This window comes from Salinibacterium sp. SWN1162 (genome assembly GCF_015864675.1).
Classification (GTDB): Bacteria; Actinomycetota; Actinomycetes; order Actinomycetales; family Microbacteriaceae; genus Rhodoglobus.
Map to the genome: position 1 here is coordinate 52,127 of NZ_JADYWT010000002.1, position 19,361 is coordinate 71,487.

Here is a 19,361-nt window from a genome sequence, read left to right on the forward strand (position 1 = left end):
TACTTGTGTACTAAAGTCAATGCAGGCGGAAAGATCCGACCTGTCACGAAGTAGACTTCCCTGACGGTAGGTCACAATGCGGAGGACAAAGCTATGGCGCACGTGATCTCCACCGGTTCTGGAGTCGTGCTCGACCTCATCCGCTCGGGTGAAGCGACCACGCGAACGGACCTCATCTCCCAGCTCGGGTGGTCACGCATCACCCTCGCTCGTCGCCTCGATGAGTTGCTGAATGCCGCCATTATCGTCAGCGCCGGCCAGTCTGATTCGCGCGGTGGGCGACCGCCCGAAGAATTCGTCGTCAACAAAGACGCGGGTCTCTTGCTTGCGATGGATATTGGTGGCTCCCACTCTCGCCTGGCCATCACCGACCTCGTTTCCACGATTCTGCTCGAAGATGAAGCAGACATTGGGCTCGGTCACGGCCCCGACGATATCTTCGACTGGAGCTGCCAGGTCTTCGACCACATGCTCGCCCAGCTGGGTAAGTCTCGCGCCGATGTGCGCGGAATCGGCGTCGGTGTTCCGGGGCCGGTCGACTCGGCCAGTGGTCGCATTGCCTCGCCGCAGCTCAATTCCCAGTGGGCGGATGTCGTAGTTAAGGATTACTTTCCCGCCGATTACCGCGCGGTCTTCGCCGTCGATCGCGACGTCAACATTCTCGCGGTGAGTGAGCATCGCTTGGGGTGGCCGGAGTACGACGACGCCATCGTTCTCAAGGTCGGTATGGGAATCGGTTGCAGTCTCGTGCTCAATGGCCGGGTTTATCACGGCGGCCGTGGCGGTGCCGGGGATGTGGCCCACTCGCCTGTGGGTGGTACCGAGCGTTGCCTCTGCGGGCGCACCGGTTGTTTGGATACCGTCGCCAGCGGTAGTGCGATCGAGCGTGAGTTGCGGGCGCTCGGCGCTTCGGTGCGCACGAGTGCTGACATCGTGGCCCTTGCAGAGTCGGGGCACGAAGGTGTTGCGCAGCTGTTGGCGCAGGCGGGGGATCAGATCGGCCGTGCGCTGCTCGACCCCGTAGCGCTTCTCAATCCCTCGGTCGTCGTGGTTGGCGGCAACATCGCTCAAGCGGGCCCCGTTTTCTTGGATCCGATTCGTGAGCGTCTGCTCCGCGACGCGACCGATTTCTCGCGTCGTGATCTTGCGGTCATCCCGGCGAAACTTGGGCATCAGGCTGGGGTGATCGGCGCGTCGTTGATTGCTCAGGATGCTCTTTTCGAGGCAGACCGAATCAGTCGCCTGACCCGCAATGGTGGAGCATCGCTCGCACAGTTTGGTGATGAGTAGCCACTTAGGGCTACTAGTAGACATAAGTCCTTCAGGGGGACTAGGCTCGCAACCATCGGGAGCGGTCAGTGGCGACTCCCCGTGCGACAACGCGAGAAAGTGGGACATGGTGAGCGAATCTCTAGCTGACGAACTCAGCGACGACGCAATCGTTCTGAACGCCGACGCGACTGATTGGCGCGCTGCTGTTCGTCTTGCCGGCGCTGCCCTCACGGCCACCGGCTCCACGACCGAGGAGTACACCGCTGAAATGATTCAAGCGGTTGAAGAGCTTGGTCCTTATATTGTGGTCGCTCCCGGCATCGCGCTGGCGCACTCCCGACCCTCACCCGCCGTGCTCAGCACCGGCATCAGTTGGGTGGCCCTCGCCAGCCCCGTCGAGTTCGGGCACTCCGCAAACGACCCTGTTCGACTCGTTGTCGGGCTTGCTGCCGTTGACCACGACTCGCACCTCTCCACCATGTCGAATCTCGCTGGCGTTCTCAGCGGCGACCTCGACCGCCTACTTGGCGCCTCCGATCCAGAAGAACTCCGGGCACTCATTCGAGAGAACTCGCAGTAGCCCACTGCGCGAGCGAAAGGCACACTCATGAAGATCGTTGCGGTCTGTGGAATGGGAATCGGTACATCCGTTCTCCTCAAGATGAACGCGGAGAAAGTTCTGCGCACGCTCGGAGTCGACGCCGATGTGGAAGCTGCTGACATCGGAGTCGCGCGCGGAATGGCGCGCGACGCCCAAATCGTGTTGACCTCCGAAGAGCTCGCGCCGGAAATCGGTGATGTGTCGGCCGAGGTCATCATCATCGACAATTTCTTCGATCTCGAAGAAATCACCACCAAGCTCAAGGCCGCGCTGCCCGAATAGCGCATCGCCTTCTCGAATAACTAACCAATACAAGGGAGAACACAATGGAGTGGCTTGTTGTAGTCCTGAATTTCCTCGGGCAACAGATCCTTAACGTGCCGGCATATCTTGTCGGCATTATCACCGCGGTCGGGCTCATCGCTCTCAAGCGGCCAGCCGGAGCCGTCATCGGTGGCGGACTTAAAGCGGCACTCGGCTTCTTGATTCTTGGCGCTGGTGCCGGAGTCGTCGTGGGGTCGCTTACTCCGCTCGGCAACCTGATCCTCTTGGTCACCGGTGCGCAAGGCGTTATTCCCACCAACGAGGTCATCACGGCGCTCGCCTCGGTGGAGTACGGCGCAACCAGCGCCTACGTGCTCACCCTCGGCTTCCTCGTGATGCTCGCGCTTGCTCGGTTCACGCCGCTCAAGTACGTGTTCCTCACCGGTCACCACATGGTGTTCATGGCTCTGCTGCTCAGCGTGGTGCTTTCGGTTGGTTTCGGCCCCGACCTCAACTGGCTCGTCGTTCTCATCGGAGCGCTGCTGCTCGGTGTGATCATGGTCGTAATGCCGGCGTTCGCTCACCCCTGGACGAAGAAGATCACGGGCGACGACACGATCGCGATCGGCCACTTCGGAACTCTCGGCTACATCGCTGCTGGTGCCGCGGGCCAAGCAACCGGTCAGAAGAGTCACTCCACTGAGAAGATCAACTTCCCGCAGGGCCTCAAGTTCCTGCGTGACTCGATGGTCGCTACCGCCATTTCGATGGTTCTGATCTACCTAGTCTTCGCGGTGTGGGGCCTCATCGCTCTGCCGCAGCAAGAGGCGCTCGACGTCTTCGGCTCAGCGGATGCCGGTGCCTACATCATGGCTGCGTTCGCTCAGGCGCTGCAGTTCGGTGTCGGTGTTGCGATCATCCTCTACGGTGTTCGCACGATTCTGGGCGAGCTCGTCCCGGCCTTCCAGGGCATCGCCGAAAAGGTTGTTCCCGGAGCCAAGCCTGCTCTCGACATCCCGCTGGTCTTCCCCTTCGCAGCTAACGCTGTGCTGATCGGATTCCTCGCATCGTTCCTCGGCGGGCTCGTCTCGCTCGCGCTGCTGGCAACGTGGCTTGGACCGGTCTTCGGCCTCGCGCTCATCCTGCCCGGCATGGTTCCCCACTTCTTCACGGGTGGTGGTGCCGGTGTCTACGGCAACGCAACCGGTGGTCGCATGGGCGCCGTGATCGGTGGATTCGTCAACGGTGTTCTCATCACGATCCTGCCCGCCATTCTGCTCCTCGTACTCGGCGAGCTCGGCTTCGCCAACAGCACGTTCGGCGATGCAGACTTCGGTTGGTTTGGAACCCTGATCGGTGTCAGTCTGCTCAGCGGGGTGCCGGCAGTGGGAGTCGTCTTGACGATTCTTATCGCTGTCGTGCTCGTCGTGGCGGCATCCATCTTCCAACTCAAGGTTGTCAATACAGGCTGGTCACCGGGCGCTAAGAGGGACGCATGGCTGGCCAGCGAAGCAGAAAAAGCGGAAGCTGAGAAGGTCGCTGCTAAGGCAGCAGCCAAGGGCTAGCTTTCAGACCTAGGCCTCGGGTGCCTTGGTTGGGCGTCATCCTCACGGGGGATGGCGCCCTTTCTGCGCAACGGCCATTCCGCGATTGGCAACGCCAGCACGAGGGTCGCTGCGAGTTCCTTCGTGCTGTTGGGTCGCACCTCAGCCAGGCGGCCCTGAATTTGCTTCTCGGGCATCCGGGTGGCAGCAGTCGTTGTCATCCCGTCAGTGTGGCACGCCAGCGCTGAACCCGTACGCCACCGAGAGTGTCGCGGCCCCTAGATGAAGTCGGGGCTCGGCGTCGAGGCGAAGCGCACCGAGACATCCGGATGACGGTCGTAACGGTACCCAATGCCGCGAACCGTACGAACAACATCTTCGTACGCGCCGAGCTTGGAGCGCAGGCGACGGATGTGAACGTCGATGGTGCGCTCGTTGGGAGCTTCGTCGTCTTCGGCTGACCAGAGCGTCGCGATGAGTTGGGCGCGGTCGATGGTCTGCGATTCGCGCAAGATGAGGAACTGCAGAAGCTCAAACTCTTTGTAGGTGAGGGCGGCGGGGGAGTCGTCGATGAGCACGCGCTTGCGGGAGAGGTCGACGACTACGCCGCTCGCGGGCTTCTCTTCGGGCTCTTCGACCTGGCGGTGCTTGGCGAGGGCCGAAGGGTCCTGCAGGGCGAGGCGCACAACATCCACGTCGCGTCCACCAGCACCGACGGGAGCAAGGGCCACGGCGGCGTGAGTTTCGGAGTTCGGCACGAGCTGCTGCGTGAGCTGCTTAAGCTGCTCCACAATCGCGCTTAGATCGGTGCCAGCAGCGGCGGCCTTCAGCTCGTCGATGCCGACGTAAAGCACGAAGCCGCGGGCTTCGGTTCCCTGAGGAACAGCGCGCAAGTGCGGCGCGTCAGCAGCAGGGGCTGCGGGAGCAGCGACCGGAGCAGCCGGGCGTGTGTCTCGCGCAGGCTGCACGGCGAGCGAAAGCTCCCGAGCAGTGTGGGGCACGGCGTGCGGTGCCCGGCGTGCGGGAGCTGCGGGAGCGAAAGAGGTACGAGGGGTGCGTTCGATTGTTGCAAGTGACATGGGTCCAGAAATCCTTGGATAAGGGTGAAGGGCCTCTGATGATGAGGGTGTGATCCTTCGAAATAAAACAAGTGCGTCAAGTCAGAGAGTCGCCGTTATGAGGACGAAAATCTGGGGGCGTTCATTCTGGTGAAAACGCCCGGCTCATGGTTGGCCTACTAGGCACACATTCGACAACACAGCATCGCGCTTGCGGGCACGGTGCTCGAAAGCAGTGCGCCAGCGGTCCTGGAAGCCACAGGGGCGGTCAGGTCGCGAGAGTGAACAGTCATGGGTGCAACTATGTTTCATGCAGCGCGCGTCTGTCAAGTTACGCACGCGAAAATTCTGAGACTAGACGAGACCGTACAGTCTGTCACCGGCGTCACCGAGGCCGGGCACGATGTAACCGTTCTCGTTGAGGCGCTCGTCGAGCGCGCCGAGCACGATCGTGACGTCTTGGTCGCCCATGGCCTTCTCGAGGGCAGCGAGGCCTTCGGGGGCGCCGAGGATGCAGACCGCCGTGACATCCGTTGCACCGCGGTCGAGTAGGTACTGGATGGCTGCGATGAGCGAGCCTCCGGTTGCCAGCATGGGGTCGAGCACGAAGCACTGGCGGTTCGACAGATCGTCGGGCAGGCGCTCGGCGTAGGTGTCTGGCTGAAGCGTCTCTTCGTTGCGCACCATTCCCAAGAAGCCGACCTCGGCGGTGGGTACGAGCTTGACCATTCCTTCGAGCATTCCGAGTCCGGCACGAAGAATCGGCACCACGAGCGGCTTGGGCGAGCTGATCGCGACACCCTTAGTCGCGGTGACGGGGGTCTCGATGTCGACCTCTTCAACGCGCACCGAACGGGTCGCTTCGTACGCCAAAAGCGTCACCAGCTCCTCTGTCAGCGCCCGAAAAGTGGGGGCGGCGGTGTTCTTGTCGCGCAGCACGGTGAGCTTGTGCGTGATGAGCGGGTGGTCGGCAACGTGAACTCGCATAGGCTAAATCTACTTGAGGTACGGACCACTTGGAGAACCGATCGTGACAAAGTTCGATCATTGGATGACGCGGGCCATCGCCGAGGCGAAGCTCACGGCCGATTCTGCCGACGTTCCGGTCGCCGCTCTCGTCTTTGATCAGAACGACAATCTCGTCTCGATCGGGCGCAATGAGCGGGAGCTCACGGGCGACCCCACGGCGCACGCCGAGGTAGTGGCAATCCGGGCAGCGGCCGCGGCCACCGGTTCGTGGCGCCTCGACGAGATGACGCTCGTGGTCACTCTGGAGCCGTGCACGATGTGCGCTGGCGCAATTCTGCAGGCGCGCATCCCGCGCGTGGTGTTCGGGGCGTGGGACGAAAAAGCCGGCGCATCAGGCAGCGTTAATGATCTACTGCGTGACCGCCGGCTTCCGCACAAGGTCGAGGTGGTGGCGGGCATCCAAGAGGCTGAATGTGCTGCGCTGTTGAGGGACTTCTTCGAAGCCCGTCGCTAACGCCCGCTCGCGGATAGCGCGTGGTGCTTGCTACCTAGTGCCAGAGCACCGCAACGAACACGTTGATGAGCGCGCCCATGCCCGCGAGGTGCAAGAACGGCAAGGTTGCTTTCTTCTCGCTCGTGCCGGCGGAGAGCGCCTTCGCCTGACGCGCACGCGCGACTAGGACTGCAACGAGCACAACGACAGCGAAGATCAGCTTCACGGCGATCTTGGCGTTGTTGACGTCTTCGTCGTTCATAGTCACGAGACCGACCAGGATGAGGCCAGTGACGAGCTGGGTAATGGCACCGATCAGCATGGTGCCGAGCTCGAAGCCTTCTTTGCGGCGCAGCTGAAGCGCAAAGGATCCGATAATCAGCGCAAGCCCCAGGATGTGCAGCGCGAGTACGGTGTGAATGATTGGTTCGAAGTCCATGATTTCGGGTGCTTTCTCTAGTCGTTACCCACGATGACGATCGTGTCAGTGGGCGGTGCAGCTTCGGGCGGGCGACGGTAGACGTCAGGTTCGATGTAGATAACGCGGGCCATCGGCTCGGCTTCGCGGATTTCTTTCTCGACGCTGTCGATGCTGGCAGCGACATCCACCAGGCGGGTCTGAGCGCCGAAGTCGACCTTGGCGGCGACCATGAGTTCTTCGGGGCCGAGGTAAAGCGTCTTCATGTGGATGAGCGAGCGCACGTCAGGGTGAGCGTTGATGGTGTCGCGGATGAGATTGCGCTGCTTCGTAGTCGCGCCTTCACCGACGAGCAAGCTCTTCGTTTCGATGCCGAGGATAATCGCAACGATAATCAGCAGAATACCGATGGCGATAGTGCCGATGGCATCCCACAGTGAGTCGCCCGTGATGATGGTGAGGCCAACGCCGAAGAGGGCGAGTACCAGACCGAGCAGGGCGGCAACGTCTTCGAGCAGCACGACGGGCAGCTCGGGCGCCTTGGCGTGACGCACGAACGCCACCCAACTTTGGTTACCGCGCACGAGGTTCGATTCCCGCACGGCAGTGCGCAGGGAGAAGCCTTCGAGCACGATCGCGATGAGCAGCACCGTGATGGGCAACCACTCTTGCTCAAGCGGATGCGGGTGCTGAACCTTATTGATGCCCTCGTAAAGCGAGAACACGCCACCGACCGAGAACAGGATGATCGACACGACGAAGGCGTACACGTAGCGCTCGCGGCCGTAACCGAACGGATGCTCGGCATCCGCATGCTTCTTCGCCTTCCTGCCACCGAGCAGCAGGAGGGCCTGATTGCTGGTGTCAGCAACCGAGTGCACGCTCTCCGCGAGCATCGAGCTCGACCCCGAGATCAGAAAGGCAATGAATTTGGTGACAGCGATTCCGCCGTTCGCCACCATTGCCGCGATGATTGCTTTGGTCCCGCCTGACGCGCTCATACGATCGATTCTAGGATGTTCCCGTGACTACTTCTCTTCCTAGCATTGCAATTGTCGGCGCCGGATCAATGGGAGGTGCCATCCTGTCGGGTTTGCTTGACCCTTCGGTGAGCGTGAGCGGGGGCATCCGCGTCACGAATCGCACGGAGGCCAAGGCGGCTGCCGTGCGCTCAGAGGGCGTCGAATCGTTCGCCTTGGAGAACACTCCGGATGGCAATGCTCGCGCCGTGAAGGGCGCCAAAGTGGTCATGCTCGGCGTCAAGCCCGCGATGATCCCCGACACCCTTGCCGACCTCAAGCCCTTCCTTGAGCCTGATGCGATCGTCATCAGCGTTGCCGCGGGCGTCACGACGGCCCGGATGGAAGCCATCGTCGACAACGTCGTGTTGCGGGCCATGCCCAACACTCCCGCGATCGTCGGCAAGGCGGTCACTGGCCTCAGCGCCGGATCGCGCGCCACCGATGACGATCTCGCGATTGGCCGCGCTGTCTTTGAGACCGTGGGCACCGTTATCGAAACTCCCGAATCGCAAATTGATGCGCTCAGCACGATCTCCGGATCGGGTCCGGCCTACGTGTTCTTGATTCTCGAAGAGTTCGCGCGCACCGCCGAAGACATGGGATTCACCCCCGAGCAGGCGCTGACCCTGGTCGCGGGAACGTTCGAGGGTTCTCTTGCTCTGCTGGCGTCATCCGATAGCTCGCCGGCGCAACTGCGTAAGCAGGTTACAAGCCCCAAGGGAACGACCGAGCGTGCCGTGGAGCAGCTGCAGGCCGCCGATTTCAAGGCAATCTTCGACCGGGCTACCGCGGCGGCGCTGGCGCGCGCGAAGGAACTCGCTGCCGGCTAGAAGCGGCCGTGCAGGGCGCGAGAGCGTCGTGACATGGAGTCGATGATCACCGCGAGCAGCAGCACCGCTCCCGTGACCATGTAGCGCACCGAAGAGTCCAGGCTCAGCAGCGTGAGGCCGCTCGAGATCGACTGAATCACCACAATGCCGAGCAGGGCAGACCAGGCACTTCCGCGACCGCCGAAGAGGCTTGCGCCGCCGATGACGGCTGCCGCGATGGCGGTGAGGTTGGTGTCGCCACCACCACTGCTCTGATTCGCTGCGGCCAATCGCGATGCTGCCAAAATGCCGCCGAGAGCGGCGAGGGTCGCACTGACCATAAATACCGAAATGTAGACCCGATCAACGCGGATGCCGGCACGCCGGGCTGCTTCAACGTTGCCGCCGACCGCATAGATCGAGCGTCCCCAGCGCGTGCGCTTGAGCGCGAAGTCGACCGCGACCACGAGCACGATGAAGAGCAAGAACATGAGGCCGATGCCGCGGTCGGTGTTGAGGTACCACGCGCCGAACAGCAGGGCGACGATCATGAGGGCGCCGCGCAGCAAAATCGCGGTGCGTGATTCGGGAAGGAGGCCAGCGCGGCTGCGACGGTTGGCGTGGGAGAGGTGGGCGCCAACGTAGACGAGCGTCGCCACTCCGGCAAGCACGTACGAGAGCCAGGCGGGCAAGAACATCAGCTGGGCGAACTGCACGATCCATGAATCGAAGGGGATGTTGATCGAGCCGAGCTTGCCGAGCACCCACAGTTGCAGGCCGAGTACTCCGAGGAGGCCGGCGAGAGTGATGACGAAACTCGGAACACCGAAGCGTGTCAGCAAGAACCCGTAGAACAGCCCGAAGAGGGCGCCCGCAGCGAGGGCCGCAGCAATGGCGGCGATGAGCGGCCAGCCCAGTTGGGTGAAGGTGACAGCGAGAATCGCGGCGGCCAAGCCCGAGAGCGAACCGACCGACAGGTCGATCTGGGCGAGCAATAGAACGAGCACAACACCGAGCGCGATCGTGCCGAGGGCAGCCGATTGCATCGCAAGGTTCACGAGGTTGGCGCTCGACAAGAAGGTGGGGTTCAGAATCTGGAAGATCGTCCAGATGAGGGCGAGGCCGACAACGACAGGAATCGCGCCGAGGTCGCCACCGCGTACTCGCGAGCGGAACGCTGCCCAGGATTCGGCGACGCCCGTGGCGGGCGGTAGGTCCACGGCCGGCGTGCTGTTGTTCGGGGTGCGGTTGTCAGAAGTGCTCATGAGCTGAGTCCCTCCTTGGCGCGCGTAAACGTCGCTCCGGTCATCCCGGCTCGGCGACTCACGGCGTTGTCAGTAGCGCCCGTGATCGCCGCAATGATGTCTTCGTAGGTCACATCGGCGACGGCGAAGTCGCCATTGTTGCGACCGAGCCGCAACACAACAACGCGGTCGGCGACGGCCTGCACATCCGCCATGTTGTGGCTCACGAGAACCACGCCGTGACCGCGCTCGCGGAGGTGCTCAATAAGGTTCAGCACCTCAGCAGTCTGCGCAACGCCGAGGGCAGCGGTGGGCTCATCCAGCACCACAATCGACGGGTTACCGATGAGCGAGCGGGCAATGGCAACGGTCTGTCGCTGCCCGCCCGAGAGGCCCGCTACCGGAGTGCGAACCGACGGAATTTTGGCGGATAACTGACGCAGCAGCGCCCAGGTCTGCTGTTCCATCTCGACTTCATCGAGGGCGCCGCGGCCGAGTTCTCGCCCCAAAAACAGGTTGGAAACAACGTCAAGGTTGTCGCACAGCGCTAGGTCTTGGAACACCGTGGCGATGCCGAGATCGCGGGCATCGGTCGGGTTGGTGAGCGCCACCTCATCGCCGCGATAGGAGATCGTGCCCGCGCTGGCCGGATGCACGCCCGCGAGTACCTTCACGAGCGTCGACTTTCCCGCACCGTTGTCGCCCACGATCGCTACGACCTCGCCGGGGTAAACGTCGAGCGACACCTCGCTCAGTGCGTTGATGGCGCCAAACTGCTTGCTGATTCCTCGCAGCGACAAGATCGGTTCATCGTCTGAAGGGGCAGGGGTGACCGCGGTCATACGGTGCTCTCTTCCTCGGGGCTCATCATTGAATCCCCGCTGCCACGCACGCATCGGCGTACTCTTCGGTGCAAATCTGCTCGACCGTGTAGAGACCATCGGCAACGACGGTCTCCATAATGTTGTCGATCGTCACGATGACGGGCGTCAACAGCGTGGTCGGGATGCCGTCGGTCTCGGGGCTCTGCCCGATCAACTGTTCGCCGTCGAGAAGGGCGACCGCGTGTGTCGCCGCAATCTCGGCCTCGCGCTTGAAATCCTTGTAAATGGTCATGTACTGGTCGCCACTCACGATGCGCTGGATGGCCGTGAGCTCGGCATCCTGACCGGTGACGGGAGGTAGGGGGCTGACTCCGCCCGCTTTGAGCGCGGCGATCGCTCCGCCGGCGGTCGCATCGTTGGCGGCGTACACGCCTACAAGGCTGTCGCCGTACTGGGTGACTTGGCTCGCCATCCACTCTTGAGCTTTATCGGGGCTCCAGTCGGGGGTGTCAAACTCCTCAACCACAGTGAAGGCACTGCCGTCGATCACGTTGTGGGCGCCGCGCTTGAAGAGACGCGAGTTGTTGTCGGTGGCGGAGCCATTGATCATCACAATGTTGCCAGCGGAGAGCCCCTGATCCGCAAGACGCTCAACGAGCGCTTTGCCCTGAAGAGCGCCCACTTTCTCGTTGTCAAATGAAATCCAGAAGGCAAGTTCAGGGCTGCCGATGAGACGGTCGTACGAAATCACGGGAACTTTGTAGGACTGTGCCGTTGCGACTATGGTCACTGCCGCAGATGAATCCACGGGGTCGAGCACAAGCACGCTGATGCCCTGGGCAAAAGCCGATTCGGCCTGTTGCTGTTGCTTGGCAGGGTCTTGGTCGGCATTGGCATAGATGACGTCACACTCAGGGCACAGCTCGGCAACTTTGGCTTCAAAGAAGGGGCGATCGTAGGCCTCGTACCGCGCCGTCTTTGATTCGGGCAGCAGCAAAGCGATCGTGCGTGCGCCGTCCGTGGCGTTGCCCGGCATGATCAGAGAACAACCGCCCAGCGCGAGTACAACGAGCACGGCAGAAGCAATCACGCGCAGCAGCCGTGAACGGGGCCCGCTCACGAGGCGTCCGCGTCCGCTGGTTCTGTGGACAAGCCGGTGCCGGAGCCGATAGAGAGCTGGTCGATCGCAAACGCAATCGCGCCAAGCAGTTCGCTGCGCGGCCCGAGTTGGCTCTGCACGAGATCGGCGGCCTGCCCCGAACCCACAATCACCGAGCGTTCCATCGCGTGCCGCATGGGGCCGAGCAAGAGCTCGCCAGCCTGCGAAAGCTCGCCGCCAACCGCAATACGTTCGGGGTCGAAGATGTTACTGAGGTTGCCGGCAGCGATGCCGAGGTGACGACCCGCATCGGCAATGGCCCGGATGCACGCGTCATCGCCGCCGATCGCCCGCACGATAACGTCGTGAAGCTTGAGACCGCGGCGGCCCGTTCGCACCGATTCGACGATGGCGCGGCCGCCGGCCAGAGTTTCGAGGCATCCGCGATTTCCGCAGCGGCAGAGAGCACCGTCTTCATTGAGAACCATGTGACCGAACTCGCCCGCGGCTCCGTGATGCCCGCGGAACACCGCGCCGTTCAGGATGAGGCCAGCGCCGATGCCATCATCGATGCTCACATAGAGCGAGTTTGGCTTGCCGCGCAAAGCACCCGAGCGGTACTCGGCCAGACCACCGAGGTTGGCATTGTTGTCGACGTACACGGGGCTGTTGAGGCGGATGCCGAGCGATTCTGCGACGGGAACACCGTCCCAGCCGCGCATAATTCCAGTACGCGAAATGATGCCGGTCGTGGCATCCATGGGCGCTGGCATCGCGAGCCCGACAGCCAGGATTTCGTCGTGCGTCGCGTCGACAGACTCGAGCATGTCGGTGATGAGCTGAGCGGCGCGATTCAGTTCATTGTCGGCGCGGTGGTCTTTCGCGAGCGGCATGTGATGTTCCGCAACGACAGTGTGCGCGACATCCGAGAGTGCGACGCGCATATGGCGCTCGGAGAAATGCACGCCGACCACAAGGCCGAGGGCGCGGGCGAGAGTGATCTGATGGGCGCGGCGACCGCTGCGAGTGCTCATGGTGGTCGCGAGCACACCCGCAATGACGAGCTCTTTGACGATGTTGGAGACTGTGGCGGGGGAGAGGCCGGTAACTCCGGCTAGTTCGATCTGCGTGAGGCCGCCATGATGCTTCACCGCGTCGATGATGCGAGCGCGGTTAGCTTCGCGGAGCGAAGTCTGCGACCCCGGGGTCGCCCGTTTTTTGCTCACGGAATCAAGATACAGGTAGCGAGAGGTCGCAGATCAGTCCACGAACGGGGCTACGTCGCGAGAGTCGCAAACTTTTCGATGTCTTCAGAATTTCCGCTGACGATGATGAGGTCGTGATTGGAGATCACGGTCTCGGGGGTCGCATAGGTGAATTCCTTGCCCGGAGACTTCACTCCGACCACGGTGATGCCGTACTTGCGACGCACTTGCGATTCGCTGAGCGGTATGCCGCGAATGGGCTTCGGGGGATACATCTTCACGATGGCGAAGTCATCATCGAACTCGATGAAGTCGATCATCCGACCCGACACCAAGTGGGCAACGCGCTCGCCGGCTTCAGCTTCGGGATAGATGACGTGGTTGGCGCCGATGCGGTTCAAGATCTTGCCGTGAGAACGGCTAATGGCCTTCGCCCAGATCTGCGGGATCTTGAGGTCAACGAGGTTGGCGGTGATGAGCACGCTCGCCTCGATGGAGGAGCCAACAGCGACGACGGCGATGGAGAAGTCTCCCGCGCCGATCTGCTGGAGGGCGTCAAGGCTGCGGGCGTCAGTCTGCACGGCGTGCGTGACGCGCTCCGACCACTTCTGAACAAGGCTGAGATCGGCATCGATGGCGAGAACCTCGCGGTCGAGGCGCTGAAGTTGACCGGCGGTAGCCGCGCCGAAGCGGCCGAGACCGATCACTAGGACCGGCGCATTGTGCGGAATCTTGTCAACCAACGATGGGCCTCTCTTCTGCTCTCGTGAACAATTGACGACGCTGGCTGGCTGCCAAGGCTGCCGCCAGAGTAACTGTTCCTACTCGCCCGGCCCACATCGTGGCAGCGAGGATGTACTTTCCGCCATCGGGCAGCGTCTCTGTCAACCCCGTAGAGAGACCACAGGTGGCGAAGGCCGAAATGACGTCGAAGAGCACCCTATCGAGTGGCTCCTTGGTGATTTGAAGAATAGCGACGGTGGAGATCGCGACAATCGTTGCTCCCCAGAGCGTCACGCTGACGGCCAGGCGAAGAACGTCAGTGGGGATGCGGCGCTCGAACGCGTGCATGTCGTTGTCACCGCGAGCCTCGGCAAGGGCCGCCAAGAACAGCACGGCCAAAGTGGTGACTTTGATGCCACCCGCCGTGGAAGCGGAGCCTCCGCCCACAAACATCAGCATGTCGAAGACGAGCAGAGTGGACCCGTTGAGTTCATTGATATCGATGGTGGAGAACCCACCCGAGCGCGTCATGGTCGATAAGAAGGTGGAGGTGAGAGGCCGAGAGATCAGGCTTTGTCCACCGATGGTGTTGGTGTTATTCCACTCCAAGATGAGCACAGCGAGTGCGCCAAGAAAGATCAACAGCACCGTCGTGGTGAGGGTCAGGCGCGCGTGCACTGACAGGCGAGCGCCGTCCTTGAGGTTGCGGACCACGGCGAAGATCACCGGGAAGCCGAGGCTGCCGAGGAAGACGCCGGTGCCGATCGCTCCGAGCATCCACGGGTCTTGAGCGAAGGCTTCCATGCCGCTGGCGGCCGGAACGAAGCCGGTGTTGGTGAAGGCGGATGCCGCGAAGTAGAAACCCTGCCAAATAGCGGGCCACACGTCGTAGCCCTCCACGAGCAGCCGCGGGGTGATGACAAGGGCGAGAACGATCTCGATGGCTAGCGCGCTAATGGCGACGGTCGCGAGGAGCCCGCCAATTTCGCCAAGTCGGATCGCTTGCGATTCAGACACGGGCCCGACATGGATCCGCGAGGGGTTCGAGTCACTGGCTGCGATGAGGCGCTGGCGTAGTCCGAGCCGGCGTGACACCACGAGGCCGAGCATGCTGGCGAGCGTGAGCACTCCGATTCCGCCAACCTGCAGACCGATCAGAATCGCGGTGTTGCCGAAAGCTGACCAGTGCGTTGCCATGTCGAGAGTGGTCAAGCCGGTAACGCAAATGGCGGAGACGGCCGTGAACAGAGCGTCTACGAGCGGAGTAGCTTGCCCGTCTCGCGCCGAAATGGGCAGAACTAGCAGGGTTGTTAGCACTACGACGAGAGCGGAGAAGATGGCGATCGCAAAGCGCGCAGGAGTAGCGGCAGCGAAACGATCGATCACATCGCGAATACGAGCGAAGAGGCTGCGTTCGCGAGGGTGCGCACGCATGGGTGCCCAAGAACTCATCTAATTATCTCCCCACGCACAGGAGGCCATGGTACTCCCCAGCAAGCCCCGGTAGCCTTATCTCATGGCCGACATCTTTGACGTAGTAGCCGATTCAACCCGGCGTAGCCTTTTGACAGTGCTGCTGGAGCAGTACATCGCCTCCGAATCTCCCAGCGGCGAGCTCAGCGTGAGCGAGATTGTCGAGAAGCTCGATCTGAGCCAGCCGACAGTCTCCAAGCACCTCAAGGTGCTGCGCGATCACGGGTTGGTGTCGGTGCGCGAAGACGGCCAACACCGCTATTACCGCCTCGACTCGTCGCCCCTCGAAGCGATCGAAGACTGGCTGATCCCGTTCTTGAGTGCAGACTTTCATGACGACTTCGACGACGAACTCCGCGAATCCACCGGAGCCTTTGCGGCGTGGTCGGGAGCGGATGTCGGAGACAACTTCGGTCGTCGCGTCGCCGAACGCACACACCAGGCGCGTTCAGCGCTGCACGATGCCACAGAGGCCGCAAAGCAGCTCCCTGGCGCGGTTCGCTCTCGCATCTTTGGCAAGGATTAGGCCGAAGGCGCGCCGCGCTGGTGCGATCAGGGCTTTACAGCGAGTCACAGCAGCCTCTATTGTTACCGATTAGCACTCCAGTCACATTCTGGGTGCGTCGTGTAGTTATCGAGGGCACTGCGTAGTCGATTCACATCGCGCAGTAGCCAAACCAAAGGGGCTGGTCCGATGTCGCGGGATCTTTCTGAGATGCGCTTTCTTACCGTCGCCGAGGTGGCGGACATGATGCGTGTTTCGAACATGACCGTGTATCGACTCGTTCACTCTGGTGAGCTACCCGCCGTGCGCTTTGGCCGCTCATTCCGCATCCCGGAATCGGCCGTAGCGAGTGCTGTCGCACCCCCGATCTCTGAGGTCGGATAGCGTCAAAAGTTCGCTCAGGGTTGGTTCCCAGTTCAGTGAGACTTTAAAACCCGCCCGGTGCGGTAAACTCTTCCGGTATGTCTTTCCGCGGTTCTGAATCGGACCGGGTCGGTTCGTTCAGAAATCAGTGAGGTCCCTATGGGTTCAGTCATCAAGAAGCGTCGCAAGCGTATGGCAAAGAAGAAGCACCGCAAGCTGCTTCGTAAGACTCGCCACCAGCGTCGCAACAAGAAGTAACTAGTTCCAACGACTAGGTAGTCGTCGTTTTCGACGGCCACAGCTCTAACACCCGAACGTTCTTCTGAACGGTCGGGTGTTCGAGGTTAACGAGAGTTTTTTCGAACTCTTTTGGCTTGCTGCTTCACGCGTTTGCGTGCCTCTTTGAGGCCGGCGCGGTTGAGCGGCATGATTTGCCACCCCATTTTTTGGGCGTGGTGGGTGAGCTTCACATCCGCGTTCACAGCAACACGGTTGCCCACGGCACTCAGCAGGGGGATGTCGTTGCTGGAGTCGGAATAGGCCCAGCACTCCGCGAGGTCGGCTCCTACGCGCTCAGCGAGCTCTGTGGCGACCGCGGCTTTTTCGGGACCATGAAGCACGTGGCCGTCGAGTTCTCCCGTGAGAACGCCGTCTTTGGCTCGTACCCGCGTTCCGAGAGCGCCGGTGAGCCCGAGGCGTTCGGCGATCACTTGAGCCACAAACTGCGGAGTAGCTGTAATCAGCCACACTTCGTGCCCCTTCGCGAGGTGCTCCTTCGCGAGATCGACGGTCTCCGGCCACAGGTTCGGCAGAATGTCCCGCTCGTAAATTGTTTCAGCGAGCTCTACGAGGGTCTGCAGCGAGTGGCCGCCCACGATTTCGAGCGCTCGTTCGCGGGCGCTAAGCATGTGCTTATGGTTTTCGCCGACCGCGACGAAGCGAAATTGATGCCAGGCGAAACGAGCAATATCGCGCCAGCCCACGATTCCCCGCCGCCACGCTTCCTTGCTCAAGTAGTAAGCGCTCGCGCCGCGCATCAGTGTGTTGTCCACGTCAAAGAAAGCCACAACCGCGTTATGGCTCGATAGGGGCGCCGTTACCTCGTGCATTCGCATTATTCTAGGACCGTGCCCACGAAACGTCTCACTTTAATTGGAAAACCGGGTTGTCACCTGTGTGACGATGCGCGCGAAACGATTAAGGCGGTCATCGCTGCGCTGCCGGCGGAGCTCTCAGCCGAACTCACTGAACAGTCGATTCTGGATGACGAAGCTCTGCACGCCCGGTACTGGGACGAGATCCCCGTGGTGCTCATCAACGACCGTGTGCACACCATCTGGCGTGTCGAACCCGAGCGCCTGCGCTCCGCCCTTCTGGAGGAAACCGAATGATCCGTCACATCGTGATGTGGAAGCTCAACGCAGTGGATGCCGCCGGCCAGAAAGTGGCAGTGGATGCCATGGCTGCCGCGCTCGAGCCACTCGTTGGTCAGATCGAGGGCTTGGAATCACTGACCGTGCGAGCGGATGCCGCAGCGGTCGCGTCGAACTGGGACGTCATCCTCGTGTCAGACCACTCTTCGCCCGAAGCCTTGCTGTCGTACGGTACTCACCCGCTGCACGTGGAAGCGGGAGCTGTCGTGAAGGCGAACACTCGCGAGCGCGCCTGCGTGGACTTCGAGCTCTAGGGTCGCGCTCGCGCGCCGCGCCCTAGCGCCTACTTGTTGACTTCGATCGGCCCGGTCATGTGATTCTTGATCGAGTCCCGCTCGGCGGCAAGCGACGCGAGGGTTCCGCTGTCGAGCCCCGGCTGAAGCATGTCGTCGAACGGATTTCCTAGGCCACTCTTGGAGTGCACAACTTCGGCGTAAGCGGTTGCGGCCGCGGCCACTTTCGCGCTTGCTCGCTGCGCCTTCTTGAGGGAAACAGCAGAGCCGCCCACCACCTCGGCGTGCTTGTTGAGCGCCTTCTTGAGATCCTTGAGTGCCGCATCAATTTTCTTTGACATGGGGTCATCCTGCCTTAGTGGGCTATGCGCTGGCTATGGGTTCGGTGTGTCGAACTGTGAGGCCCTCGCGAGCCCCACAGGGCGGCTACGGAGTGAGGCGGGTCGGCCCGCGGAACAGGTACGTCGCTTCGCGCAGGTTCGGCAAGCCGAGCAACAGCATCAACACGCGGCCGAGGCCCATGCCGAATCCACCGTGCGGCGGTACGCCGTAGCGGAAGAAGTCGAGGTAGAAGTCGAGCTCCTCCGGGTCCATGCCCTTGTCGCGAATCTGTGCTTCCAACACGTCAACGCGGTGCTCGCGCTGGGCTCCAGTGGAGATCTCGACGCCGTTGAACACGAGGTCGTAGCTGTTCGTGAGGCCCGCATCATCCGCGTGACGCATGTGATAAAACGGGCGGATGCTGGCGGCGTAGTCGGTCAAGAACACGAAATCGTGGTCGTACGTTTCTTTCACGTAGGCGGCGATCTGGCGCTCGCCCTCTGGGTCCATGTCGGCGTCGGCGCGCGGCACGGTGTAGCCGCGGTCGCTGACGATCTGCTTGGCCTCGGCCAGCGGAATGCGGGGGAAGGGGCGAGTCGGCACAGTCATCTCGATGCCGAACAGCTTCTCGATCTCGTCGCCGTGCTTGTCTTTGACAGCCTGGAAGCCGGCAACCATGAGCTCTTCGTGCAGGTTCATGACGTCTTCGTGGCTGGAAATCCAGCTGATCTCGCTGTCAACCATCGTGAACTCGGTGGCGTGACGTGAGGTGAAGCTGGGGTCGGCACGGAAGCTCGGGGCGATCTCGAAGATCTTGCCGAAGCCAGCGGACTGCGCCATCTGCTTGAAGAACTGGGGGCTCTGCGCCAAGTACGCCTTGGTGTCGAAGTAGTCGACCTCGAACAGCTCAGCCTTCGACTCGCTCGCGCTGGCCATGAGCTTCGGGGTGTGAACCTCGATGAAGTCGTTCTCGACCCAGTAGGTGCGCCAGGCGTGCTCGAGCGTGGTCTGGATGCGGAAGATGAGGTTGTTGCGCGGTACACGAAGGTCGAGGAAGCGCCAGTCCATGCGCTTGTCAACACTGGTGTCTTCGGCAATCGGAGTCTCGGGAATCGCGGCTGCGGCGATCTCGATATCGGCGAGCTTGATCTCCACGCCGCCAAGCTTCACGCGCTCGTCGTGCTTGAGCTCACCGGTTGCGGTGAGGAAGGTGCCCTGAGCGAGCCCCGAGATGATCTCGGCGAGGGGATCTTCTGCCGGGGTGCCGTCTTCGTTGAACGAGCGGGGGTGAACAAGCTGCACCGCACCCGACTCATCGCGCAGTACGACGAACTGCACCTTCTTTTGATCTCGAACAGTGTCGACCCACCCCGAAACGGAAGTTTCTCCATCGCTTGCGGCGGCCAAGTTCTTAATAAGGGTGCGTGTAGTCACAGCGCCGAGTTTACAAGGGATAACGCGAGAGAAAGTGCGGCAGGGCTGCCAACG

At 61.8% G+C, this 19,361-nt stretch carries 24 protein-coding genes; 11 read left to right on the forward strand and 13 right to left on the reverse strand.

Annotated elements, in window-relative coordinates:
• The first annotated feature begins 93 nt into the window (after nt 1-93).
• The 4 genes from I6E58_RS09920 to I6E58_RS09935 all read left to right on the forward strand — a co-directional run bounded on the left by I6E58_RS09920 (nt 94) and on the right by I6E58_RS09935 (nt 3,702).
• A complete protein-coding gene (locus I6E58_RS09920) occupies nt 94-1,290 on the forward strand; it encodes an ROK family protein (RefSeq protein ID WP_197133123.1) in 1,197 nt (398 codons plus the stop codon).
• A gap of 106 nt (nt 1,291-1,396) precedes the next feature.
• Nucleotides 1,397-1,852, forward strand: a complete 456-nt coding sequence (locus tag I6E58_RS09925) for a PTS sugar transporter subunit IIA (protein WP_231595504.1) — start codon at nt 1,397-1,399, stop codon at nt 1,850-1,852.
• 27 nt (nt 1,853-1,879) lie between these two features.
• Nucleotides 1,880-2,155 carry a PTS sugar transporter subunit IIB gene (locus I6E58_RS09930; RefSeq protein WP_197133125.1) on the forward strand — a complete coding sequence of 92 codons (276 nt, stop codon included), beginning with the start codon at nt 1,880-1,882 and terminating at the stop codon, nt 2,153-2,155.
• Nucleotides 2,156-2,199: 44 nt separating this feature from the next.
• Nucleotides 2,200-3,702: a PTS ascorbate transporter subunit IIC gene (locus tag I6E58_RS09935; RefSeq protein WP_197133127.1), complete on the forward strand. Its 1,503-nt coding sequence runs from the start codon at nt 2,200-2,202 to the stop codon at nt 3,700-3,702.
• Nucleotides 3,703-3,959: 257 nt separating this feature from the next.
• Here I6E58_RS09935 and I6E58_RS09940 read toward each other — a convergent pair whose 3' ends face one another.
• Both I6E58_RS09940 and upp read right to left on the reverse strand, forming a co-directional pair.
• Nucleotides 3,960-4,760, reverse strand: a complete 801-nt coding sequence (locus tag I6E58_RS09940; RefSeq protein WP_197133129.1) for a winged helix-turn-helix domain-containing protein — start codon at nt 4,758-4,760, stop codon at nt 3,960-3,962.
• A 333-nt stretch (nt 4,761-5,093) separates the two neighbouring features.
• Nucleotides 5,094-5,726, reverse strand: a complete 633-nt coding sequence (gene upp, locus I6E58_RS09945; RefSeq protein WP_100389364.1) for a uracil phosphoribosyltransferase — start codon at nt 5,724-5,726, stop codon at nt 5,094-5,096.
• A gap of 64 nt (nt 5,727-5,790) precedes the next feature.
• Between upp and I6E58_RS09950 the strand changes: the two genes are divergently transcribed.
• A complete protein-coding gene (locus tag I6E58_RS09950) occupies nt 5,791-6,222 on the forward strand; it encodes a nucleoside deaminase (protein WP_197133738.1) in 432 nt (143 codons plus the stop codon).
• Nucleotides 6,223-6,256: 34 nt separating this feature from the next.
• On the opposite strand, the gene I6E58_RS09955 is transcribed toward I6E58_RS09950, so the two are convergent.
• Both I6E58_RS09955 and I6E58_RS09960 read right to left on the reverse strand, forming a co-directional pair.
• Nucleotides 6,257-6,640, reverse strand: a complete 384-nt coding sequence (locus I6E58_RS09955; RefSeq protein WP_129072949.1) for a hypothetical protein — start codon at nt 6,638-6,640, stop codon at nt 6,257-6,259.
• 17 nt (nt 6,641-6,657) lie between these two features.
• The gene (locus I6E58_RS09960) at nt 6,658-7,620 is read right to left on the reverse strand and encodes a cation diffusion facilitator family transporter (RefSeq protein ID WP_197133131.1); all 963 of its coding nucleotides are present in this window, start codon (nt 7,618-7,620) and stop codon (nt 6,658-6,660) included.
• 23 nt (nt 7,621-7,643) lie between these two features.
• On the opposite strand from I6E58_RS09960, the gene proC reads away from it, so the two are divergent.
• Complete coding sequence (proC, locus tag I6E58_RS09965; RefSeq protein WP_197133134.1) at nt 7,644-8,471, forward strand: pyrroline-5-carboxylate reductase; 828 nt, start codon at nt 7,644-7,646, stop codon at nt 8,469-8,471.
• Here proC and I6E58_RS09970 read toward each other — a convergent pair.
• From I6E58_RS09970 to I6E58_RS09995, 6 genes are read right to left on the reverse strand one after another with little or no spacing between them, the layout of a single operon-like run.
• The gene (locus tag I6E58_RS09970) at nt 8,468-9,715 is read right to left on the reverse strand and encodes a sugar ABC transporter permease (protein ID WP_197133137.1); all 1,248 of its coding nucleotides are present in this window, start codon (nt 9,713-9,715) and stop codon (nt 8,468-8,470) included. The two genes, proC and I6E58_RS09970, sit on opposite strands and share 4 nt — an antisense overlap.
• Nucleotides 9,712-10,536: an ATP-binding cassette domain-containing protein gene (locus I6E58_RS09975; protein WP_197133140.1), complete on the reverse strand. Its 825-nt coding sequence runs from the start codon at nt 10,534-10,536 to the stop codon at nt 9,712-9,714. Before I6E58_RS09975 ends, I6E58_RS09970 begins: the two co-directional genes overlap by 4 nt.
• 25 nt (nt 10,537-10,561) lie before the next feature.
• Entirely contained in the window at nt 10,562-11,608 is a 1,047-nt protein-coding gene (locus tag I6E58_RS09980; protein WP_307842086.1) for a sugar ABC transporter substrate-binding protein, read from the reverse strand.
• Between the two features lie 26 nt (nt 11,609-11,634).
• Nucleotides 11,635-12,843 (reverse strand): ROK family transcriptional regulator, encoded by a 1,209-nt coding sequence (locus I6E58_RS09985; RefSeq protein ID WP_197133143.1) that lies wholly within the window; start codon nt 12,841-12,843, stop codon nt 11,635-11,637.
• 50 nt (nt 12,844-12,893) lie between these two features.
• The gene (locus I6E58_RS09990) at nt 12,894-13,565 is read right to left on the reverse strand and encodes a TrkA family potassium uptake protein (RefSeq protein WP_129072956.1); all 672 of its coding nucleotides are present in this window, start codon (nt 13,563-13,565) and stop codon (nt 12,894-12,896) included.
• Nucleotides 13,558-14,979, reverse strand: a complete 1,422-nt coding sequence (locus I6E58_RS09995) for a TrkH family potassium uptake protein (protein WP_371683558.1) — start codon at nt 14,977-14,979, stop codon at nt 13,558-13,560. Before I6E58_RS09995 ends, I6E58_RS09990 begins: the two co-directional genes overlap by 8 nt.
• A gap of 82 nt (nt 14,980-15,061) precedes the next feature.
• Between I6E58_RS09995 and I6E58_RS10000 the strand changes: the two genes are divergently transcribed.
• The 3 genes from I6E58_RS10000 (at nt 15,062) to I6E58_RS10010 (ending at nt 16,144) form a co-directional block, all read left to right on the forward strand.
• Nucleotides 15,062-15,544, forward strand: coding sequence for a helix-turn-helix transcriptional regulator (locus I6E58_RS10000; protein ID WP_197133146.1), 483 nt, complete (start codon nt 15,062-15,064; stop codon nt 15,542-15,544).
• A 168-nt stretch (nt 15,545-15,712) separates the two neighbouring features.
• Nucleotides 15,713-15,907 (forward strand): helix-turn-helix domain-containing protein, encoded by a 195-nt coding sequence (locus I6E58_RS10005; protein ID WP_129072959.1) that lies wholly within the window; start codon nt 15,713-15,715, stop codon nt 15,905-15,907.
• Between the two features lie 138 nt (nt 15,908-16,045).
• Complete coding sequence (locus I6E58_RS10010; protein WP_003792170.1) at nt 16,046-16,144, forward strand: 30S ribosomal protein bS22; 99 nt, start codon at nt 16,046-16,048, stop codon at nt 16,142-16,144.
• Between the two features lie 86 nt (nt 16,145-16,230).
• Here the strand turns inward: I6E58_RS10010 and I6E58_RS10015 are convergent, their stop codons facing one another.
• Entirely contained in the window at nt 16,231-16,995 is a 765-nt protein-coding gene (locus I6E58_RS10015; RefSeq protein WP_197133149.1) for an HAD family phosphatase, read from the reverse strand.
• Between the two features lie 18 nt (nt 16,996-17,013).
• Between I6E58_RS10015 and I6E58_RS10020 the strand changes: the two genes are divergently transcribed.
• Both I6E58_RS10020 and I6E58_RS10025 read left to right on the forward strand, forming a co-directional pair.
• Nucleotides 17,014-17,277 carry a glutaredoxin family protein gene (locus I6E58_RS10020; RefSeq protein ID WP_197133152.1) on the forward strand — a complete coding sequence of 88 codons (264 nt, stop codon included), beginning with the start codon at nt 17,014-17,016 and terminating at the stop codon, nt 17,275-17,277.
• Nucleotides 17,274-17,573, forward strand: a complete 300-nt coding sequence (locus I6E58_RS10025) for a Dabb family protein (protein ID WP_197133155.1) — start codon at nt 17,274-17,276, stop codon at nt 17,571-17,573. Before I6E58_RS10020 ends, I6E58_RS10025 begins: the two co-directional genes overlap by 4 nt.
• A gap of 29 nt (nt 17,574-17,602) precedes the next feature.
• Here I6E58_RS10025 and I6E58_RS10030 read toward each other — a convergent pair whose 3' ends face one another.
• Together I6E58_RS10030 and aspS are read right to left on the reverse strand one after the other, a co-directional pair.
• Nucleotides 17,603-17,893 carry a hypothetical protein gene (locus I6E58_RS10030; protein WP_197133159.1) on the reverse strand — a complete coding sequence of 97 codons (291 nt, stop codon included), beginning with the start codon at nt 17,891-17,893 and terminating at the stop codon, nt 17,603-17,605.
• Nucleotides 17,894-17,978: 85 nt separating this feature from the next.
• Nucleotides 17,979-19,307 (reverse strand): aspartate--tRNA(Asn) ligase, encoded by a 1,329-nt coding sequence (gene aspS, locus I6E58_RS10035; RefSeq protein ID WP_129072964.1) that lies wholly within the window; start codon nt 19,305-19,307, stop codon nt 17,979-17,981.
• Nucleotides 19,308-19,361: the final 54 nt, after the last annotated feature.

What these genes read in the sequence shown, in the direction of transcription:
- I6E58_RS09975 (WP_197133140.1), bottom strand. Translation starts at nt 10,536, where the DNA reads ATGACCGCGGTCACCCCTGCCCCTTCAGACGATGAACCGATCTTGTCG.
- I6E58_RS09960 (WP_197133131.1), bottom strand. Translation starts at nt 7,620, where the DNA reads ATGAGCGCGTCAGGCGGGACCAAAGCAATCATCGCGGCAATGGTGGCG.
- I6E58_RS10025 (WP_197133155.1), top strand. Translation starts at nt 17,274, where the DNA reads ATGATCCGTCACATCGTGATGTGGAAGCTCAACGCAGTGGATGCCGCC.
- I6E58_RS09935 (WP_197133127.1), top strand. Translation starts at nt 2,200, where the DNA reads ATGGAGTGGCTTGTTGTAGTCCTGAATTTCCTCGGGCAACAGATCCTT.
- upp (WP_100389364.1), bottom strand. Translation starts at nt 5,726, where the DNA reads ATGCGAGTTCACGTTGCCGACCACCCGCTCATCACGCACAAGCTCACC.
- I6E58_RS09955 (WP_129072949.1), bottom strand. Translation starts at nt 6,640, where the DNA reads ATGGACTTCGAACCAATCATTCACACCGTACTCGCGCTGCACATCCTG.
- I6E58_RS09930 (WP_197133125.1), top strand. Translation starts at nt 1,880, where the DNA reads ATGAAGATCGTTGCGGTCTGTGGAATGGGAATCGGTACATCCGTTCTC.
- I6E58_RS09940 (WP_197133129.1), bottom strand. Translation starts at nt 4,760, where the DNA reads ATGTCACTTGCAACAATCGAACGCACCCCTCGTACCTCTTTCGCTCCC.
- I6E58_RS09970 (WP_197133137.1), bottom strand. Translation starts at nt 9,715, where the DNA reads ATGAGCACTTCTGACAACCGCACCCCGAACAACAGCACGCCGGCCGTG.
- I6E58_RS09925 (WP_231595504.1), top strand. Translation starts at nt 1,397, where the DNA reads ATGGTGAGCGAATCTCTAGCTGACGAACTCAGCGACGACGCAATCGTT.
- I6E58_RS09995 (WP_371683558.1), bottom strand. Translation starts at nt 14,979, where the DNA reads ATGCGTGCGCACCCTCGCGAACGCAGCCTCTTCGCTCGTATTCGCGAT.
- I6E58_RS10000 (WP_197133146.1), top strand. Translation starts at nt 15,062, where the DNA reads ATGGCCGACATCTTTGACGTAGTAGCCGATTCAACCCGGCGTAGCCTT.
- I6E58_RS09920 (WP_197133123.1), top strand. Translation starts at nt 94, where the DNA reads ATGGCGCACGTGATCTCCACCGGTTCTGGAGTCGTGCTCGACCTCATC.
- I6E58_RS10005 (WP_129072959.1), top strand. Translation starts at nt 15,713, where the DNA reads ATGTCGCGGGATCTTTCTGAGATGCGCTTTCTTACCGTCGCCGAGGTG.
- I6E58_RS10030 (WP_197133159.1), bottom strand. Translation starts at nt 17,893, where the DNA reads ATGTCAAAGAAAATTGATGCGGCACTCAAGGATCTCAAGAAGGCGCTC.
- I6E58_RS10015 (WP_197133149.1), bottom strand. Translation starts at nt 16,995, where the DNA reads ATGCACGAGGTAACGGCGCCCCTATCGAGCCATAACGCGGTTGTGGCT.
- I6E58_RS10010 (WP_003792170.1), top strand. Translation starts at nt 16,046, where the DNA reads ATGGGTTCAGTCATCAAGAAGCGTCGCAAGCGTATGGCAAAGAAGAAG.
- I6E58_RS09950 (WP_197133738.1), top strand. Translation starts at nt 5,791, where the DNA reads ATGACGCGGGCCATCGCCGAGGCGAAGCTCACGGCCGATTCTGCCGAC.